Source organism: Pseudomonas sp. GW821-FHT09C08 (genome assembly GCF_059418125.1).
The window spans coordinates 37,166-54,437 of record NZ_JBWKPG010000017.1 but is presented as its reverse complement, the minus strand read 5'-3'; the positions used below and the strand labels follow the sequence as shown (position 1 = coordinate 54,437).

General features: G+C 63.0%; 15 protein-coding genes and 1 pseudogene. 7 read left to right on the top strand and 9 right to left on the bottom strand.

All coding sequences use genetic code 11. The annotated features are described in order from the left end of the window. Window positions 1-102 precede the first annotated feature (102 nt). From AC07OJ_RS30080 to AC07OJ_RS30055, 6 genes are all read right to left on the bottom strand, one after another. Window positions 103-468 (bottom strand): 4Fe-4S dicluster domain-containing protein, encoded by a 366-nt coding sequence (locus AC07OJ_RS30080; RefSeq protein WP_065906152.1) that lies wholly within the window; start codon window positions 466-468, stop codon window positions 103-105. Then, a complete protein-coding gene (locus AC07OJ_RS30075) occupies window positions 465-1,994 on the bottom strand; it encodes an FAD-dependent oxidoreductase (RefSeq protein WP_495095755.1) in 1,530 nt (509 codons plus the stop codon). The genes AC07OJ_RS30080 and AC07OJ_RS30075 overlap by 4 nt, the downstream gene beginning before the upstream one ends. A 10-nt stretch (window positions 1,995-2,004) precedes the next feature. Continuing rightward, the gene (locus AC07OJ_RS30070; protein WP_495095754.1) at window positions 2,005-4,458 is read right to left on the bottom strand and encodes a TonB-dependent receptor plug domain-containing protein; all 2,454 of its coding nucleotides are present in this window, start codon (window positions 4,456-4,458) and stop codon (window positions 2,005-2,007) included. A gap of 158 nt (window positions 4,459-4,616) precedes the next feature. After that, window positions 4,617-5,447 (bottom strand): TauD/TfdA dioxygenase family protein, encoded by an 831-nt coding sequence (locus tag AC07OJ_RS30065; protein ID WP_065906160.1) that lies wholly within the window; start codon window positions 5,445-5,447, stop codon window positions 4,617-4,619. Between the two features lie 95 nt (window positions 5,448-5,542). Further along, window positions 5,543-7,126, bottom strand: coding sequence for a rhodanese-related sulfurtransferase (locus AC07OJ_RS30060; RefSeq protein WP_495095753.1), 1,584 nt, complete (start codon window positions 7,124-7,126; stop codon window positions 5,543-5,545). After that, entirely contained in the window at window positions 7,123-7,734 is a 612-nt protein-coding gene (locus tag AC07OJ_RS30055) for a cysteine dioxygenase family protein (protein WP_495095752.1), read from the bottom strand. Before AC07OJ_RS30055 ends, AC07OJ_RS30060 begins: the two co-directional genes overlap by 4 nt. Window positions 7,735-7,947: 213 nt before the next feature. Here AC07OJ_RS30055 and AC07OJ_RS30050 point away from each other — a divergent pair, with 213 nt between their 5' ends. Then, entirely contained in the window at window positions 7,948-8,853 is a 906-nt protein-coding gene (locus tag AC07OJ_RS30050; protein WP_065906163.1) for a LysR family transcriptional regulator, read from the top strand. 225 nt (window positions 8,854-9,078) lie between these two features. Then, entirely contained in the window at window positions 9,079-9,873 is a 795-nt protein-coding gene (locus tag AC07OJ_RS30045; RefSeq protein ID WP_495095751.1) for a class II aldolase/adducin family protein, read from the top strand. Window positions 9,874-9,934: 61 nt separating this feature from the next. Here the strand turns inward: AC07OJ_RS30045 and AC07OJ_RS30040 are convergent, their stop codons facing one another. After that, window positions 9,935-11,017, bottom strand: coding sequence for an LLM class flavin-dependent oxidoreductase (locus tag AC07OJ_RS30040; protein WP_065906169.1), 1,083 nt, complete (start codon window positions 11,015-11,017; stop codon window positions 9,935-9,937). Window positions 11,018-11,347: 330 nt separating this feature from the next. Here AC07OJ_RS30040 and AC07OJ_RS30035 point away from each other — a divergent pair. The 3 genes and pseudogenes from AC07OJ_RS30035 to AC07OJ_RS30025 all read left to right on the top strand — a co-directional run. After that, window positions 11,348-12,112 (top strand): annotated as a pseudogene (locus AC07OJ_RS30035) (ABC transporter permease); the annotation flags it as partial. A gap of 1 nt (window position 12,113) precedes the next feature. Next, window positions 12,114-12,872, top strand: coding sequence for an ABC transporter ATP-binding protein (locus AC07OJ_RS30030; RefSeq protein WP_201144116.1), 759 nt, complete (start codon window positions 12,114-12,116; stop codon window positions 12,870-12,872). A gap of 84 nt (window positions 12,873-12,956) precedes the next feature. Then, window positions 12,957-13,577, top strand: a complete 621-nt coding sequence (locus tag AC07OJ_RS30025; protein ID WP_495095750.1) for a hypothetical protein — start codon at window positions 12,957-12,959, stop codon at window positions 13,575-13,577. On the opposite strand, the gene AC07OJ_RS30020 is transcribed toward AC07OJ_RS30025, so the two are convergent. Next, window positions 13,529-13,861, bottom strand: a complete 333-nt coding sequence (locus AC07OJ_RS30020; RefSeq protein ID WP_495095749.1) for a hypothetical protein — start codon at window positions 13,859-13,861, stop codon at window positions 13,529-13,531. The two genes, AC07OJ_RS30025 and AC07OJ_RS30020, sit on opposite strands and share 49 nt — an antisense overlap. Continuing rightward, a complete protein-coding gene (locus AC07OJ_RS30015; protein ID WP_226939989.1) occupies window positions 13,858-14,166 on the bottom strand; it encodes a phosphomannomutase in 309 nt (102 codons plus the stop codon). Before AC07OJ_RS30015 ends, AC07OJ_RS30020 begins: the two co-directional genes overlap by 4 nt. 243 nt (window positions 14,167-14,409) lie before the next feature. Here AC07OJ_RS30015 and AC07OJ_RS30010 point away from each other — a divergent pair, with 243 nt between their 5' ends. Together AC07OJ_RS30010 and AC07OJ_RS30005 are read left to right on the top strand one after the other, a co-directional pair. Further along, window positions 14,410-14,850 carry a low molecular weight protein-tyrosine-phosphatase gene (locus AC07OJ_RS30010; protein ID WP_065906177.1) on the top strand — a complete coding sequence of 147 codons (441 nt, stop codon included), beginning with the start codon at window positions 14,410-14,412 and terminating at the stop codon, window positions 14,848-14,850. A 191-nt stretch (window positions 14,851-15,041) separates the two neighbouring features. After that, window positions 15,042-17,264 (top strand): polysaccharide biosynthesis tyrosine autokinase, encoded by a 2,223-nt coding sequence (locus tag AC07OJ_RS30005; RefSeq protein ID WP_495095748.1) that lies wholly within the window; start codon window positions 15,042-15,044, stop codon window positions 17,262-17,264. The last annotated feature ends 8 nt before the right edge of the window (window positions 17,265-17,272 follow it).

The window sequence follows — 17,272 nt, the reverse complement described above, 5'->3', positions numbered from 1 at the left end:
GGGGTCGGTGAGTGGGGTTAACGTTATGCCCATAAAAACTCGCTGTGAAGTTCTTTTTGGTTATATGTTAATTATTAAAATATTTGATTATGTGTGAACTGATTATTCTCTAATTGCATTTGGCGGCGCGCTGCGGGCCAGGGCGAAGATGCCATCCATGCGCCAGTGCTCGTTGCGGTGGGCAGGGTCATCGGCCCATTCGTCCCAGCCCGAGTCGCGGCGGTATTGGCCGAGCAGCCCGGCTTCGCGGACTGCCACGGGATCGGGGTGGCGCAGCTGCTCGCAGTCGGGGTCGACGTACAGTGCATCGCTGCTGCAATACAGCTCACACATGAAGCAGGTCTGGCAGGCCAGCTGGTCGGCAATCACGGGTTTGCCCAGGGCGTCGGCGGCAAGCACGTTGGTGGGGCAGACGGCGACACATTGGCCACAGCCGTTGCACAGGTCGGAGTAGATCAGTTCAATCATTGTGGGTGGCCTTGATGGATGGGGTCGAAACGCGCCTGCACCTGGCCCACTCCAGCCAACCGCAAATGCGCGTCAAACTGCGAATGCTGCCGCGGTGTGTCGCTGCGCTGGTGCATGCCGCGGCTTTCCTTGCGCAACGCGGCGGCGGTGTAGCACCAACGCGCGGTGGCGGCCATGGCCACGGTTTCGCGGGCGCGCAATGGGTTGTCGGGGCAGGGTGGGCCGTCGCTGATCTGGTCCCAGATGTTGTCCAGTTCACGCAGCGAGCGCGCCAGTTGGGCGCCGCTGCGGAACAGGTTCTTGTCCAGCGGATGGACTTCGGCCTGGATGCGTTGGATCAGTTCGGCACTGCCGCCCACCGCGCCGTCAAAGCCTCGCAGCGCGCCGTGATACAGCGCTTTTTGGCGGGCCAGCCGCGCGGCACCGCGACCGGCCCATTGCCCGGTGGAGAGCGCCCAGGCCGAATTCTGCGCGCCGCCGCCGGAGGTGGCGCCGGCAATCGGCTCGCGGCTGGCGGCATCCCCGGCAGCGAAGACGCCGGGCACAGTGGTCTGGCAATCGTCATCGACCAGGCGTAAACCGCCGACGCCGCGAATGGTGCCTTCGGGATGCAGGGTCACGGCGAATCGCTGGCGATAAGGGTCGACTCCGCGCCGGTCGAACGGCAGCATCAGGTTGGGCTGGATACTCGGCAGTTGTGCGCGGATATCCGGCGGCACGCGGTTCAGGCGGCAATACACCGGACCGTTGAGCAGCGCCCTGGCCAGGTCTTCGGTGAAGCCAGGACCGGTGGCAATCCCCAGCGGCCGATCCGCGGCATCGAAATACTCGCCAAAGCTGTACACCATCGAACGGGTCATGCTGCTGCCTGCGGCGGCGATGCAGTAGTAGTTGGAAAACTCCATGCCCGACAGTTCGGCGCCGGCCTCGGCGGCCATCAGGTAGCCGTCGCCGGTATTGGTGTGGTTGCCCAGCAGGCGCGACAGGAACGCGCAGCCACCCGTGGCCAGCACCACCGCGCCGGCGCGGATCAGCCAGTCACCGCCGGCCTGGCGGCGCCAGCCGCGTGCGCCGACCACTGCGCCGTGATCGTCACGCAGCAGTTCCAGCGCGGGGTGGTGGTCGAGAATCGTCACGCCACTGTCCAGCACGCGCCGCCTGAGGCCGCGCAGGTATTCGGGGCCGCGCAGCCCGCGATACTGGGTCACGCCATGTGCGTCCTGCGGGAAGTCGTAGTAGCCGCTCAGCCCCGGCAGGCTGGTCCAGGTGGTGTCGATGGCGCGGGCCATCCAGCGTGCATCGGCAAGGCCATAGGCGGTGCCCAGGCGTTTGTCGATCGCCGCTTCACGGGCGTCGGGCGGCACCCACCAGTGGCCGGGTCCGGCGGTGGCGGTCACGCCGCTGGTGCCGCAGTAGCCCTTGTCGACGAGGATCACCCTGGCTCCTTCGCGCGCCGCCGCGATGGCGGCCCAGGTGCCCGCCAACCCGCCGCCGATGATCAATACATCGCTATTCAATTCAGTCATTACCCGCGCCTCAGAAGTTATACGCCAGGCGCGTGTAGTAATACGCGCCACCAAATCCGAAGGGCGAGAACTGCCCATACTCGTACCCGCCGGCCCAGTCCTTGATGCCTTTTTTATCCGGGTAGACGTTGAACAGGTTGTTGGCCCCCAGGGCCAGGGTGAAATGCTTGGTGATGTCGTAGGCGGCGTCGACATCGCTGATCCATTTGGCGCTGAACTTGCGATCGTTGATCGGGTTGTTGTCACCTTCGATGTAGCTGCCGAAGCGGGTCAGGGCGAGGTTGAGGGTGTAGGCGCTGACCTTCCAGTTGGCCGCCAGGATCAACTTGGATTGCGGGGTGGCGACGGTCAGGTCCTTTTGCAGGCGGCGGTCGAAGATCTGGTAGTTGGAGCCCAGGCTGGCCAGCGCAGGTGGGGTGTCCTGGAGCTTTTCGATCTTGGTCTGGTTCCAGTTGTAGGCCAGGCTCCAGCGCACCTGGCCGTACTGGTCGAGCTGCTGGCGGTATTCGTTGATGATGTCGATGCCACGGGTGCGGGTGTCGACGGCGTTGGTGTAGTACTGCGCGTACAGGCCCGGCGACAGGCCGTTGGCGACCAGGATCTGCGACACCGCCGGCCCGCCCAGCAGACTGGTGGAAACGATGCGGTCGCGAATGCCGATCTGGTACAGGTCGGTGGTCAGCCGGTAGTTCGCGGTCGGCTCGTAGGTGAAGCCCAGGCTGTAGTTCAGCGACTTCTCGGGCTTGAGTTTTTCCGCGCCCAGGGCCTGGGCCTCGGGGGTGTCCACCGGCAGCACCTTGACCGGTACCGAGACCTGCTGGCCGTTGACTACGCCGCCGGAGGTGAAGGTCGACGAGGCGTAGATCGTCTGTGCCAGCGACGGTGCCCGGAACCCGTTGTTGATCGTGCCGCGCAGGGCAAACTCGGGCGTGAGCTTGAAGCGCGTCGACAGCTTGCCGCTCCACGTGCTGCCGATGTCCTGGGTGTAGCGCTCATAGCGGGCGGCGGCGCCGATGTACCAGCGGTCCGTCACGTCCAGGCCCAGGTCGACATAGCTGGCGACGTTGCTGCGACTGATCTCGCCGGCATCCGCGGTGCTGGTGCCGTTATACGACGCCAGGCCCGGCAACGGTGTTTGGCCGGCGAAGGGACCACTGGGCAGCACGTAGTTGCCGGGCGTATAGGACGCGTAGTCGCCGGCCTCGATCTGGTATTTCTCCCAGCGGTACTCGAAGCCGAATGCGGTTTGCAGCGGGTGGCTCAGGCCGATATCGAAGGTGCGGCTGAGGTCGAGGTTGTTGGTCCACTGGTCGAAGATCTGCGAGGCCAGGTTGAACGAGGTCGGGCTGGTCGGCCCCAGGGATGGGTTGAGGGTGTTGTTGGCGTTGAGGGTCGAATCGTCTTCACCCCAGGTGGAACTGATGTCGTAGTCCCAACCACCGACCAGGCCCTTGAAGCCGCCCGCCACCTGGAAGTCCTTGGTGCGGTTGCGCCGTTGCGCGTGGATGCCATCGGGGTAGGGCGTGTTCGGGTCGCCGGCCAGGGAGGTGATCTCATTGGGGCGGTAGTTGCCGGTGACCTTGGTGGTTTCCATGTAGCTGGCGGTGGAGAACGAGTAGAACTTGAGGTCGTCCTGCAGCGGCAGTTCAAGGTTGTAGCTGGCGTTGGTGACCTTCTCGCGACCCAGGCCGTAGCTGGGGTTCCAGCCGTGGCGGTTGACCGTCTGATCGCGGCTGTCGGGGGCGGCGGCGGTGCCGTAGAGGCGGCCGGTGGCACTGCCGGTGCGGTTGAAGGGTTCCTGTTCCTTGCTGTCCAGCGCCAGGTTGGCGAAGCCGTCGTTGGGCAGCGCCAGGCCGTAGTTGACGGTCTGGTGCACGGTGTCGCCGTCGCCCGCACCGTAGCGGCCGAAGGAGGTTTCGGCGCTGCCGCCGCTGTCGTTTTCCTTGAGGATGATATTGATCACCCCGGCGATTGCGTCCGAACCGTACTGCGCGGAAGCGCCGTCGCGCAGCACTTCGATATGGTCGATGGCCGACACCGGGATCAGGTCGAGGTTGACCGGTACCGCCGCCGTGCCGATGCGCGCCAGGTTGTTGATCAGCGCGGTGTTGTGGCGGCGCTTGCCGTTGACCAGGACCAGCACCTGGTCGCCGGACAGCCCGCGCATGGTCACTCCGCGCACCGACCACGACGTCCCACCGCCATTGATCGCCGGCAGGTTGAACGACGGCAGCAGGCGCGCCAGGAGTTCCTTGAGGCCGACCTTGCCACTGGCCTGCAGCTGTTCGGCACTGATCACGTCGATGGGCGAGGGGCTGTCGGCGATGGTCCGCGCCTGATTGCCACGGTTGCCGGTGACCACCACGGTACCGAGGGTTTTGTCCGGGTCTTCGGCTTGGGCCGGGACATTTATGGCGAGCAGGGTCAGCGCGACTGCGCCGTATTGAAAGCGGGATGGAGGCATGGGGGCTGATTCCAGGAGACCAAAGAACACCGCAGATCCCGTGTGGGCGCGGGCTGGCTCGCGAAGGTGGTGTCAGCTACCCATGAGCTGGCTGAACCGCCGCCTTCGCGAGCAAGCCCGCTGCCACAGTGAATCTGTGTGGGACTTTTAAAGGGTGATCAGGCCGCGTCAGCGGCTCTGACCCGATGCGGAATGTCGTCATAGGCAATCAGCACCCGCTCCATGCGACGCGGGTAGTCGCCGTAGTTGTAGACCGGGTAGTGCAGGGTCGAGCGGTTGTCCCAGAACGCCACCGAGCCCGGACGCCACTTGAAGCGCACCTGGTGCTCCGGCTTGTTGAATTCCTGCAGCAGGCGGTCGATCAGTTGCTTGCTTTGCTGGGGCGTCCAGCCGATCACCGAAGGGTTCTGCGAGAAGTTGATGAACAGCCCGTCTTCGCCGGTTTCCGGGTGGGTGCGCACCAGCGGGTGGGCGAGGATCGGGTAGTCGTAGCCGACCTTGTCGAGGGCTTTCTTGAAGTCGTGGACCACATGCAGGTTGTCGATTTCAGCGCGCAGGTCATCCGGCAACGCGCGGTACACCGCCCCGGTGTCGGCCCACAGGGTGTCGCCGCCGACTTCCGGCAAGTCCACCGCGCGCAGCACGGCGCCGAGCGTGGGTTGCAGCAACCAGCTGGTGTCGGTGTGCCAACGGCCGCTGGTGCGCGGGCCGTAGAGCTTGCGCTCGTCCTGGGCTTCGATCAGGTGGGCCTGGGGGCGCGACGGGTCGTTTTGCTGGGTGGTGGGGTGCACGTACAGCTCGCCGAATTCCTTGGCGAAGGCGATCTGCTGTTCGGTGTTGATGGCCTGGTCGCGGAAGAACAGCACCTTGTGCGTGAGCAGCAGGTGGCGCAGTTCATCGCGCAGCGCCGAGGTCAGCGGCTGGCGCAGGTCGATACCGCCGATTTCGGCGCCGAGGGTGGGTTCCAGGCGGGTGATATGCAGGGTCATGCGGGTGTCCTCTCGTGTGTGGGTTCAGCCTCCGCCTGGAGAGGGGTCGGATGTGGGGGCCTGCACCCGGGGTGGGTGCAGGCGGGTCAGGTCAATCAGATCACATAGAAACCGTGGGTGCCGTCGCGGCCCAGTTGCTCGACCAGGCCGAATTCCCAGTCCAGGTAAGCCTGCATGGCTTCCTTGGGGTTGTCGGTGCCTTCGTATGGACGGCGATAGCGGTCGATGCGCGGGGAGGCCAGGTGCGTCTCGCCTTCTTCCAGCGGCAGTTGCGCGTTGATCCAGCCGGCGGTGCCGTCCTGCAGCAGGAACACCTGCTTGCCGGTGATGGCCTCGACCTCGGCCACCGCCAGGCGCGCCAGTTGGCTGCTGCCGCAGGTGAGTACATAGCGCTGGGCGGCCGGCACCTTGGCCAGGGCTTCGGGCAACTGCGCGCGCAGGGCCCACCAGGCGCCGGGGATATGGCGCTTCACGTAGTTGGCGCTGGCAGTGAAATCCAGCACCACGGTGTCGCCATGGGCCTGCCAGTCGGCGAGGGTCTGCGGGCTGATCAATTCGGCCTGGGGCGGCGCGGGCACCGGGGCGACCCAGGCGCCTTTTTCGCTGAAGTGCGCCGCTTGCAGGTCATCCAGCACGTGCACTTCCCAGCCCAATTGCGCCAGCCAGGAGGCGGACATGTTGGCCCGCACGCCGTCGTCATCCGCCAGCACCAGGCGCGCACCGCGCACACTGGCGACGTGGTCGGTTTCCTGCACCAACTGGCCGCCGGGGGTGGAGCGGGCGCCCGGCAGGTGGCCGGCTTCGAATTCTTCCGGGGTGCGCACATCGAACAGGTAGGTGGTGCGCGCGGTTTGCTGCTGCCAGGCGTGCAGATCGGCGAGGGTGGCCCGGCCAACGCGGGCCTTGTCGGCGACGCGGCGGGCATCGACGGCGGCGACCTGGCGATGTTCTTCCGAGGTCGGTGCAAAGCGGCGTGATTGGCCATGGGCGAGTTTCTGCCCGGCCAATGTCCAGCCGATGGTGCCGTTGCGCAGTGCGGAGACGGGGTTGGCCACGCCGGCGTTGATCAGCGACTGCGTGCCGATAATGCTGCGGGTCCGCCCGGCGCAGTTGACGATGATGCGGGTGGCCGGGTCGGGCGCCAGTTCACGGGCGCGCAGTACCAGTTCGGCACCGGGCACGCTGATGCCGGTGGGGATGCTCATGGTCTGGTATTCGTCGAAGCGGCGGGCGTCGAGCACCACCACATCGGCCTGGTTGTCGAGCAGCGCCTGCACTTCTTCAGCGGCCAGCGAGGGTGTGTGGCGCTCGCTTTCGACCAGCTCGCCGAATGCTTTGCTGGGCACGTTGACGTCGATAAACAGCTCTCCACCGGCCTGGCGCCAACCTTCCAGCCCGCCTTCAAGCAGGCTCACCTGGGTGTAGCCCAGCGCAATCAGGCGCTCGGCGGCGCGGGCGGCCAGGCCTTCACCGTTGTCGTAGACGGTGACCTGGGTGTCACGGCGCGGGATGCGCGAATACACCTCCAGCTCCAGCTTGGACAGCGGGATGTTCGCGGCGAACAACGGGTGGGACTCGGCAAATGGCGCTTCTTCGCGCACGTCTACCAGGGCGACTTCTTCACGGTCCAACAGGGCCTGGCGAATCCGGGCGAAGCTACGGGTCGATACGGTACTCATAGGGCAGGGCTCTTTTCTTTGGACAAATCCCAGATATTCGGGAGGAAGGCGTTGGAATAACCGGAGATAAACAGTTTCTCGCTGCCGTCGGGCTGGTACACCGCGCGGCGCACGGCGCCGATATTGGCGCCGTACACATGAATGCTGATGGACACCTGGTCGCTGTGGGCATTGCTGACCTGATGGATATCGCCGACCTTGGGCGACACCGCCTCGACCTGGCCCGGCACCAGCTGGATCGGCTTGCCTTCGGCGACCAGGCGACCGTCAGGCGCGCGCTCGAAGCCTTGGGAAAATTCCGCGCCGCGCAACATGCCGATCAGGCCCCACACTCGGTGGTCATGGATCGGCGTGTTTTGCCCCGGCCCCCAGACAAAGCTGACGATGCTGAAGCGCTGGCGCGAATCGGCATGCAGCAAAAATTGCTGGTAGCGCTCGGGGTCGGGTTGGGCAAATTCATCGGGGAGCCAGTCATCATGGCTGACCAGTTGCGCGAGCAGTTTGCCGCCACGGTGCAACAGGTCGCCTTCGCGTGGATTGCCGTCGATCAATTCCGCCAGGGCGCCTATGAAGGCTCTGAGTCTCTCGGGGTGTCGGGCCTGGGTCATGACAATTCCATCGGTGGGTGTTGATGGGTTTATCTAAGCATAATGTTTATAGTTAATATGCTATTTTTTAATGATTAGCTTATAGCTGCAGGTAATTTAGAACCGGTCTGAATAGCGTTAGACGTTATCGATTGCAGCGCGGGCTATCCAGACTGCGTTCCTGCAACTATGCTTCGCACACATCTTAATGACTGTTCTCTATGTGCGGCCCAAATGAAAATTGACGATATCGATGCCTTTGTCGAAGTGATTCGTTGCCAGTCCATCAGCCATGCCGCCGAGTCGTTGCAACTGACCCAGCCGGCCATTACCCGCCGTGTGCAGAACTTCGAGCAGGCGCTGGGTGTGGAGTTGTTCGACCGCAACACCAAGCCCCTCAAGCCTACGCTGATCGGCACCCGCGTCTATGAGCAATGCCGGCTGATCCTGCGCGAGATGGATGCCCTGCGCGAGCTGGTCGCCACCGACGCACCGCCCACCGGCCTGCTGCGCCTGGGCGTGCCGCAGACCATCGGCGACGTGGTGCTGCTCGACGCACTCAAGCACCTGCGCACCGAATACCCCGATTTGCGCGCGCAGGTCGCCACCGGCTGGGGCAGCCAACTGGTGGGCAAGATCGAGCGCGGTGAGCTGGATGCCGCAGCGGCGCTGTTCCCGGCCGGCAAGATTTTCCCGGACAACGTGGTGGGCGAGTCGATCGGCAAGATGGAATTGGTGGTGGTGTGTGCCAAGGCACAACTGCCGAAGAAACCCTGCAAGCTGGCGGACGTGTACCAGAGCGGCTGGATCCTCAACCCGGACGGTTGCGGCTTCCGCGCGGGGTTGCAGCGCACCTTGTCGGACCAGGGCCTGGCCTTGCGGGTCAACCTGGAAACCTTCGGCACCGAGCTGCAACTGGGCCTGGTGGCGGACGGCCTCGGCCTGGGCCTGGTGCCACGGCCCCTGCTGGAGCGCAGCGCGCACCGCGAGCAACTGGCGGTGATGCCGCTCAAGGATTTCAAGCCGGTGATGGACCTGTGGCTGATCTACCCGCACTTCCTCGGCAACCTGCAGGGGCCGGTGGATGCGTTCGGCAAGCTGGTGGCAAATTCCCTGCACAAGATCCGCAACGCCGCCTGACCCGCCCGGTGCAGGAGCCCGGCTGGCCGGCGATGAGACCCTCGAGACCAGGGCATTGCTCAAGGACGCCATCGCCGACAAGCCGGGCTCCTGCGGGGGGAGATGGTGTTAGTTGGGTTATAAAAAAATATGATAATTAGCTTAGATTAAAATGTGCTTTTTATTATTTTTTTGCATCCCCTAGGCTTGCCTGGAAGTCCTTAAGGCCATCCAGGAAGTTTTGCCATGAGCAGCGTCACCTCGATCTCCAGCGTTTCCAACAATGTTCGCCAGCGCGTCACTCCGGAAGAATGGGAAGTGCGTGTCAAACTGGCCGCCGCTTATCGCCTGGCGGCCCTGTACAAGTGGACCGACCACATCTACACGCACTTCTCCGCCCGCGTACCGGGCCCGGAGGAGCATTTCCTGATCAACGCCTTCGGCCTGTTGTTCGATGAAATCAGCGCCTCCAACCTGGTCAAGGTCGACCTCGACGGCACCATCGTCGACGACCCTACCGGCCTGGGCATCAACTACGCCGGCTACGTGATCCACAGCGCCATCCACGGCGCACGCCACGACTTGCAAGCAGTGCTGCACACGCATACACGCGACGGCATCGCAGTGTCGGCGCAGAAAGACGGCCTGCTGCCGATCTCCCAGCATTCCATCGGTTTCTCCGGGCGCGTGGCTTACCACGGCTACGAAGGCGTGGCGCTGGACCTCGACGAGCGCGAGCGCCTGGTCGCCGACCTGGGTGACAAGAGTGTGATGATCCTGCGCAACCACGGCCTGTTGACCGCCGGGATCAGCGTTGAACACGCCTTCCAGCAACTGCAGGGGCTGGAGCGTGCGTGCAATATCCAGATCGCGGCGCAGGCGGCGGGCAACGCAGAGTTGATCTTCCCGCCGACCGAGGTGGTGGCCAAGGTCGAGAAGCAGGCTGAGGCATTCAAGGCGGGGGATGGACCGGGGGTGGCGCGGCATTGGAATGCGCTGATCCGGCAGTTGGAACGCACCGATACCGACTACAAGAACTGATCTGCATATAAGCGCCAGCCCCCTGCAGGGGCTGGCTTGCCTGCGCCTACAGGGCGTGTGTTTATGCCACTTGTTGTGCTTGCTCGCGCTCGGCGATCAGCTGGCGGGTGAGCGGGATCAACCGCTTGCCGTAATCGATCGCATCGTTGAGCGGGTCGAACCCACGGATCAGGAACGTGGTGATCCCCAAGTCGTAGTAATCCACCAGCGCCTCGGCGACTTGCTCGGCGGTCCCGACCAGTGAGGTCGAGTTCCCCTGGGCCCCGAGCAAGCCCGCAATCCCGGTCCACAGACGCTTGTCCAGGCGCGAGCCTTGTGCTGCCGCTGCCAGCAAGCGGCGCGAGCCCTCGTTCGGTGGTTCGCGGCGCACAAAGCCATTCTTCTCGGCCAGCGCGGTAGCCTGCTGCAGGATGGTCTCGGCACGTGCCCACGCCAGTTCCTCGGTCTCGGCCAGGATCGGCCGCAACGACAGGCTGAAGCGGATGGTGCGCCCGTGCTTGGCCGCCTCGGCGCGCACCTGGGTCACGATCTCGCGCACTTGCTCATAGGTTTCGCCCCACAACGCGTACACGTCGGCGTGCTTGCCCGCCACTTCAATCGCGGCCTGTGAGGAACCGCCGAAGTACAGCGGGATATGCGGCTGTTGCGGCGACTTCACCGTGGAATACGCGCCTTCGACCTGGTAGTAGGTGCCCGTGAAGTCGAACGGTTGCTCGCTGGTCCATTCCTGGCGCACCACGCTCAAGTATTCGTCAGTGCGCGCGTAGCGTTCGTCCTTGCCGATATGGCTGCCATCGGCGCGCAGTTCGCGGTCGTCGCCGCCGGTGATGATATGCACGGCGGTGCGCCCGCCGTTGAATACGTCGAGGGTGGTGAACTGGCGGGCGGCCAGGGTCGGCTGGGCAAAGCCTGGGCGATGCGCGATCAGAAATTGCAGCTTCTTGGTCACGCTGGCGGCATGCGAGGCGATCAGCGTGCTGTCCGGGCTATTGGAATGGAAGGCCACCAGGGCGCGGTCGAAGCCGGCCTCTTCGTGGGCGCGGGCCACGGTTTCCACGTAGTCCGGTTGCAGGGTCGGGCCGCTGCGCGGGTGGATCTCGGAAGCGTGGTGGCCGCCGATGTAGCCGATGAATTCAATGCTCATGGTCTGTCCTTGTCGAGTTCGCGGGTTGCACCTCCGCCGGGCAGGGGGTCGGTTATTCGCGTCCAAAGTAGGGGCAGGGAAGGGGCCTGTAAAATGCCGATTGGTTCTAACCTAATTATTAAAAAACAGAATCATAAATTATTTGATGTATCAGTAATTTGCATGTTGATCGCATTAGGTTATTCCCAGAAAGACTTTCACCAGGGTTTTTTATGCGCTTAGCATGGACCCGCAACGGCGCTCCCGGCCGTGACGTTTTGAACAGGAAGGCCAATGACCGAGACGATTTCCCTCAATAAAGCCGAGGGCCAGCTGAAAGCGACCCGTGGCTGGCGCACGCCCGACGCGGTGCTGCGGCTGGTCAGCCCGATCGTGCTGTTGCTGCTCTGGGAGCTGGCCTCGCAGTTGGGCTGGATCCCCACGCGCGTGATCGCCGCGCCTTCGCAGATCGGCGGCACGCTGTGGGCGATGATCGTCTCCGGCGAACTCGGCAAGCACCTGCTGGTGTCGCTGCAACGCGCGTTGTTCGGCTTGAGTATCGGCGTCAGCATCGGCGTGGTGGCGGCCTTGATCACCGGCTTGTCCAAGCGCGGCGAGGTGATCCTCGATTCGCCCATGCAGATGCTGCGCACCATTCCTTCGCTGGCCCTGGTGCCGCTGTTCATCCTGTGGTTCGGCATTGGCGAGTTCACCAAGATCGCGCTGATCGTCACCGGCACCACGTTCCCGGTGTACCTCAACCTGTTCGCCGGCATCCGCAACATCGACCCCAAGTTGATCGAGGCTGCCAACACCCTGGGCCTGAACCGTCGCGAGCTGATCTGGCATGTGATCTTGCCCGGCTCGTTGCCCTCGTTTTTTGTCGGCTTGCGCTATGCCCTGGGCATCTCGTGGCTGGCACTGGTGTTTGTCGAGCAGATCAACACCACCGCCGGCATCGGCTTCCTCGCCAGTGATGCCCGCGATTTCATGCGCACCGATGTCATCGTGATCTGCCTGCTGATCTACAGCGTACTCGGCCTGTTGATCGACGGCCTGATCCGCACCCTCGAACGTTTCGCCCTGGCCTGGCGCCCATCCTTTGTGAGGAACTGATATGTCGACGATTGAAGCTGCGGTGCAGTTGCGCAATGTGGTGCGCCAATTCGGCCAGCAACGGGTCATCGATGGGCTTGACCTGGACATTGCCCCCGGCGAATTCGTCGCCTTGCTCGGCGCCAGCGGCTCGGGCAAGACCACCTTGCTGCGCAGCCTGGCCGGGCTCGACAGTATCGACAGCGGCCAATTGCGGGTGCCCAAGGCGCGGGCGGCGGTGTTCCAGGAGCCGCGCCTGATGCCATGGAAGCGCGCCTGGAAAAACGTGATCCTCGGCCTGCGCATTCCCGAAGCCAAGGCGCGGGCGGTGCAAGCCTTGACGGAAGTCGGCCTGGCCCATCGCCTTGAGGCCTACCCGGCGACCCTCTCCGGCGGCGAAGCCCAGCGCGTGGCCCTGGCCCGTGGACTGGTGCGCGAACCCAAGCTGTTGTTGCTGGACGAACCCTTCGCCGCCCTCGACGCACTGACCCGGATCAAGATGCACCGCCTGATCATCGAACTGTGGCGCAGGCACACGCCCGCGGTGCTGCTGGTGACTCACGATGTGGACGAAGCGATCCTGCTGGCCGACCGGGTGATCGTGCTGGCCGACGGCAAGATCGCCGAGCAACTGCGCATCGATCTGCCGCGTTCGCGGGACACCGGCCAGGACGGTTTCCAGGCGATCCGGGCGCGCTTGCTGAACCTGCTCGGCGTGGAAGTCGATGCACCGGCGGCGCGTCCGCCGGCGATCAACCTGCGGCGCGTGGCGCATGGGTGAAGGCTGACCGAGCCTAACGTTGTAATTTCGCCTGGCCTGAGGTCTGATGGGCGCCGAAACGGGCACGTCAACGGTTGGGCAATGATGCGAGCAGAACTAGCGCAGTTTGGCGGGATTACCGTGATGGTTCCGGCTGCCCTCATCATTGCTGTGTGGCTGCGGTATTCCAGCCCGTGGGCACTGCGAGGCTGGATCGTGACGGTGGGTGTCACGTATTCGATCGTGGCGTTCAGCAAGTTGCTGTTCAAAGGCTGGGGCTTGTCCTTTCAACACGTGGACATTGCCGTACTCAGTGGCCACGCCATGAACACCTGCCTGATGCTGACCGTGGGCTCAAGCCTGCTGGCACGTCAGTTCAGCGCGGCCCTGCGCTGGCCGGCGGCGCTGGTGGGCCTGCTGCTGGGGCTCTGGTTCAGCGCCTACTGTGTCGCCCCCTTTATCCATCCGCTCAATGAAGCCCTGGCCGGTGCGGTGCTGGGTGGCGTCGCGGCGATTGCCTTTCTGTGGCGGATTGAACCCACCGAGGTCAAGGTGTCCCCGGCGTTCATCGGCGCCGGCCTGGCGGTGTTGCTGGTCTGCGCCCTGATGCCCAAATACAACGCCGAACTGTTGCTCAACCGCGTCGCGGTGACGCTGTCAGGGGCCGAGCGTGCTTATCAGGAGCCTGCCTGGCGCCTGGACGCAGCGCCCAGGCAGGCTGAGTAGGCTGCCAGGTCCAGCGCCAGGTTGCTGTCCACCATCAACGCCAGCAATTGCGTCTGTGCCTGAAAGCGTCGTGCATCACGTCGACGGCGCGCGCCCTTCATTTGCCCGAACAACGCCTCGGTGATCTGTTGCGGGGAGCTGCCGTGCAACTGGTCCAGCCAGTGCCCGATGGCCTGGGTGTTGCGCTGATACTGTTCTGGCGAAGCCGGCTCCGCAAACCCTTCGAACATTCCCGTGAGCTTTCGCAGCGCATACCCGCGTTTCACATCCCCCCACAGGCTCATGGCCGTTCCTCGGTGCCGGAGATATTCGCCAGCAATTCGGCGGTTTTTACCTGCATGAACTGGCTGTCACCGCGACTTTCCACGCACAGGCACACCGACAACGCGTCGCTGACCTGCAATTTGAAGCGCCAGTCGGCGAACACCATCGACAGCCCGGCGCCGGTTTCGTCGGTGTCCAGGGAGTTGCTGGCATAGAGCACCTGCATGCGCGCGACAACGCTGGTCGAATTATTCACATCAATATGGATGTTTCCCGAAGAGGGGAATAAGCCAATACGTTCTACCAATAACTTTGACGTGTTCATGGCCGCTCCTCGCCGTTCTGTTCAGGTGGCACTTTATTATGATGTTGCGAGGAAGTAAGTGAATGTTAGATTTTGTCGGATGATTAATGCTTGTTATTTTTCGTCTGCCTCAAGAGATGGTCGAATAATAAAGCCTGTGTTCATAATTGCCTGGCTGCTGTGTTGAGGTTGTGTTGCTGTTTTATTCAGGGCGCAGGCACTTACCTTTAACTATTCATCTTCTGCGGCGCGTGAGAGGTTGCCTTGTTCAATAGGATTTTGATCGTGTGTGTCGGCAATATCTGTCGCAGTCCCACCGCGGAAAAACTGCTCCGCACGGCGCTGGCGTCTTCCGCTATTGAAGTGAGTTCGGCGGGGCTGGCGGCATTGTCCGATCACCCGCTGGAACCCACGGCTTCACAGGTTTTGCAAGAACATGGGCATGGCCCGTGCCTGCACAAGGCGCGCCAGCTGACCAGCGATGCGGTGAGTGATGCGGACTTGATCCTGGTCATGGAGCAACGGCATATCGACGGGGTGCTGAGCCTTGCGCCCGAAGCGCGGGGCAAGGTGTTCCTGCTGGGCAAGTGGCAGCAGAACCGTGAGATCAAAGACCCTTATCGCCAGGGTAAACCGGCATTTGTGCATGCCTATGCGTTGATCGAACAAGCCGCCCAGGCTTGGGCGCAGCGGTTAGTCGGCTGAACACGGTCACTGCAATAAAACGCTATTGATCACTGTTAAAAAGAGTAACGCCTAGTTAAATAAGCCTGGGGTGTTTTATCCGGCACTAGTGAGCGTTTGTGTATTGAGTGAAGTCGTTAAACGTGCAGGGAGCCGGGCGTCTTGCACCCTGTGCCATGCCTTGACTATTTGCAGGAAAAAAGAACTGACTTATGCAATCAGCACCCACTGTAACGTCACATAACACTGAAGAAACTGATCTGGATTTTATGATGCTGGTGGGGACACTGCTGGATCATAAATGGCTGATTGGTGTCATCAGTGCCGCCTTCATGGCCCTTGGCGTGGCCTATGCCGTGTTGTCGACACCTGTCTACCAAGCCACGGCACTGGTGCAGGTCGAGCCGAAAAAGAGCGACATGTTGGGGTTTTCGGATGTCGGCAGTCTGTTGGGCAAGGAGTCGCCCACCGTCACCGAAATCGAGCTGATCCGTTCGCGAATCACCATCGGTACCGCCGTCGATAACCTGAACCTGGACCTTGAGGTCAAGCCCCGGCGCTTTCCGCTGGTGGGGGATTTTATCGCCCGGCGTTTCAAACCTGCCGAGCCGCGTGCCGTGGCCAGCCCCTGGTTCGGCCTGGACCGCTTCGGCTGGGGCGGTGAGCTGTTGACGTTTTCGCGGTTGCAACTGCCCGCTGAACTGCTTGGCCAGGAGCTGACCTTGACGGCCGGCGAGGGCACCAGTTTTACCCTGACGGACCCGGATGACCAGGTGTTGCTGGCAGGCCAGGTCGGGCGCTTCTATGAGAGCAATGGCATCAGGCTGCAGGTCGATGCGCTTCAGGCCAACCCGGGGACGCAGTTCAGCGTGGTCCGTTCGCCGCGCCTGACCACTATCCTGCGCTATCAGAAACTGCTGGATGTGGCGGAGCGGGGCAAGGAGTCAGGCATCATCGGCCTGGCGCTGGAAAGCACGCGCCCGGCGGCCGCGATCCAGGTGCTCAATGAAGTGGCGCGGATCTACGTGCGACAGAACATTGATCGCACTTCGGCCGAAGCGGCCCAGAGCCTGGCGTTCCTCAAGGATCAGTTGCCGCAGGTGCGCAAGGACGTCGAGCAGGCTGAAACCGCGCTGAACCAGTTTCAGATCCGCAATAAAACCATCGACATCAGCCTGGAAGCCAAGGCGATTCTCGACCAGATCGTCGCGCTGGATGCGAGCATCTCCGAACTCAAGATGCAGCAGGCGGAAATAGAACGAAAGTTCACCCCCCAGCACCCGGTGTATCGAGCGTTGCTGACCCAATTGGCCGAGCTGACCGCACGTCAGGATGAGTTGGCCAAGAAGGTCGAGAGCCTGCCCACCACGCAGCAGGAGCTGCTGAGCCTGACCCGCGACCTGAAGGTCAGCACCGAGATCTACACCCAACTGCTGAACAAGTATCAGGAGCTGGATGTGATGCGCGCCGGCACCGTGGGCAATGTGCGCCTGATCGACAGCGCCGATGTCGACTTGCGCAATCCCGTCCGGCCGCAGAAAGCGCTGATTGTGGTGATCGCCACGTTGCTGGGTGCCTTCGTCGCGATTGCCCTGGTGCTGTTTCGCAAGGCGCTCAACCGCGGAGTCACCAACCCCAACGATCTGGAAAAGCTCGGCCTGCCGGTGTACGCGGCCATCCCGTTCAGCGCGATCCAGAAGGATTTCGACCAGACGCTCCTGCGCACCCGCAAGGCCGATGCGCCGCAGCTGCTTGCCGTCAGCAACCCGACCGACCTTGCCATCGAGGGGCTGCGCAGCCTGCGCACCAGCCTGCATTTCGCCATGCTGGAAGCCGGCAACAATCGCCTGATGATTTCCGGGCCCAGCCCACAGGTGGGCAAGACGTTCGTCTCGGCGAACCTGGCGGCCGTGGTCGCGCATTCGGGGCAGCGCGTGCTGCTGGTGGATGTGGACATGCGCAAGGGCTACTTGCACAAGGTCTTTGGCGTGACGGCGGAGCATGGTTTGTCTGACGTCTTGGCCAGGCGCTGTGAGCTGAGCACGGCCATCCACGCCACGGCGGTGGAAAACCTCCACCTCATCAGCCGTGGGCAGATACCGCCGAACCCTTCGGAACTGTTGATGCACGCCAATTTCACCGCGTTCCTCGAACAGGTCAGTGGGCTGTATGACCTGGTGATCCTGGACACACCGCCGTTTCTGGCGGTGACCGACGCAACCATCGTCGGTCGCCAGTCAGGCACCAACCTGATCGTGGCCCGTTTCGAACTCAACTCGGTGCGCGAGGTGGAGTTGACGATGCGCCGCTACCAGCAAAACGGCATCGAGCTCAAAGGCGCGATTTTCAACGGTATCGAGAAGCGCTCATCGGCCAAATACGGCTACGGCGCCTACAGCTACTACCACTACGAATACAAGTCAGACAGCGTTTGAGCCTGGGC

Coding starts and splice junctions, on each gene's coding strand:
- AC07OJ_RS30065 (WP_065906160.1), bottom strand. CDS start 5,447: ATGACCCTGCATATCACCCGCCTGGAACCCACCCTCGGCGCCGAAATC.
- AC07OJ_RS30015 (WP_226939989.1), bottom strand. CDS start 14,166: ATGAACACGTCAAAGTTATTGGTAGAACGTATTGGCTTATTCCCCTCT.
- AC07OJ_RS30060 (WP_495095753.1), bottom strand. CDS start 7,126: ATGAGTACCGTATCGACCCGTAGCTTCGCCCGGATTCGCCAGGCCCTG.
- AC07OJ_RS30080 (WP_065906152.1), bottom strand. CDS start 468: ATGATTGAACTGATCTACTCCGACCTGTGCAACGGCTGTGGCCAATGT.
- AC07OJ_RS30005 (WP_495095748.1), top strand. CDS start 15,042: ATGCAATCAGCACCCACTGTAACGTCACATAACACTGAAGAAACTGAT.
- AC07OJ_RS30040 (WP_065906169.1), bottom strand. CDS start 11,017: ATGAGCATTGAATTCATCGGCTACATCGGCGGCCACCACGCTTCCGAG.
- AC07OJ_RS30050 (WP_065906163.1), top strand. CDS start 7,948: ATGAAAATTGACGATATCGATGCCTTTGTCGAAGTGATTCGTTGCCAG.
- AC07OJ_RS30025 (WP_495095750.1), top strand. CDS start 12,957: ATGCGAGCAGAACTAGCGCAGTTTGGCGGGATTACCGTGATGGTTCCG.
- AC07OJ_RS30030 (WP_201144116.1), top strand. CDS start 12,114: ATGTCGACGATTGAAGCTGCGGTGCAGTTGCGCAATGTGGTGCGCCAA.
- AC07OJ_RS30075 (WP_495095755.1), bottom strand. CDS start 1,994: ATGACTGAATTGAATAGCGATGTATTGATCATCGGCGGCGGGTTGGCG.
- AC07OJ_RS30045 (WP_495095751.1), top strand. CDS start 9,079: ATGAGCAGCGTCACCTCGATCTCCAGCGTTTCCAACAATGTTCGCCAG.
- AC07OJ_RS30020 (WP_495095749.1), bottom strand. CDS start 13,861: ATGAGCCTGTGGGGGGATGTGAAACGCGGGTATGCGCTGCGAAAGCTC.
- AC07OJ_RS30055 (WP_495095752.1), bottom strand. CDS start 7,734: ATGACCCAGGCCCGACACCCCGAGAGACTCAGAGCCTTCATAGGCGCC.
- AC07OJ_RS30070 (WP_495095754.1), bottom strand. CDS start 4,458: ATGCCTCCATCCCGCTTTCAATACGGCGCAGTCGCGCTGACCCTGCTC.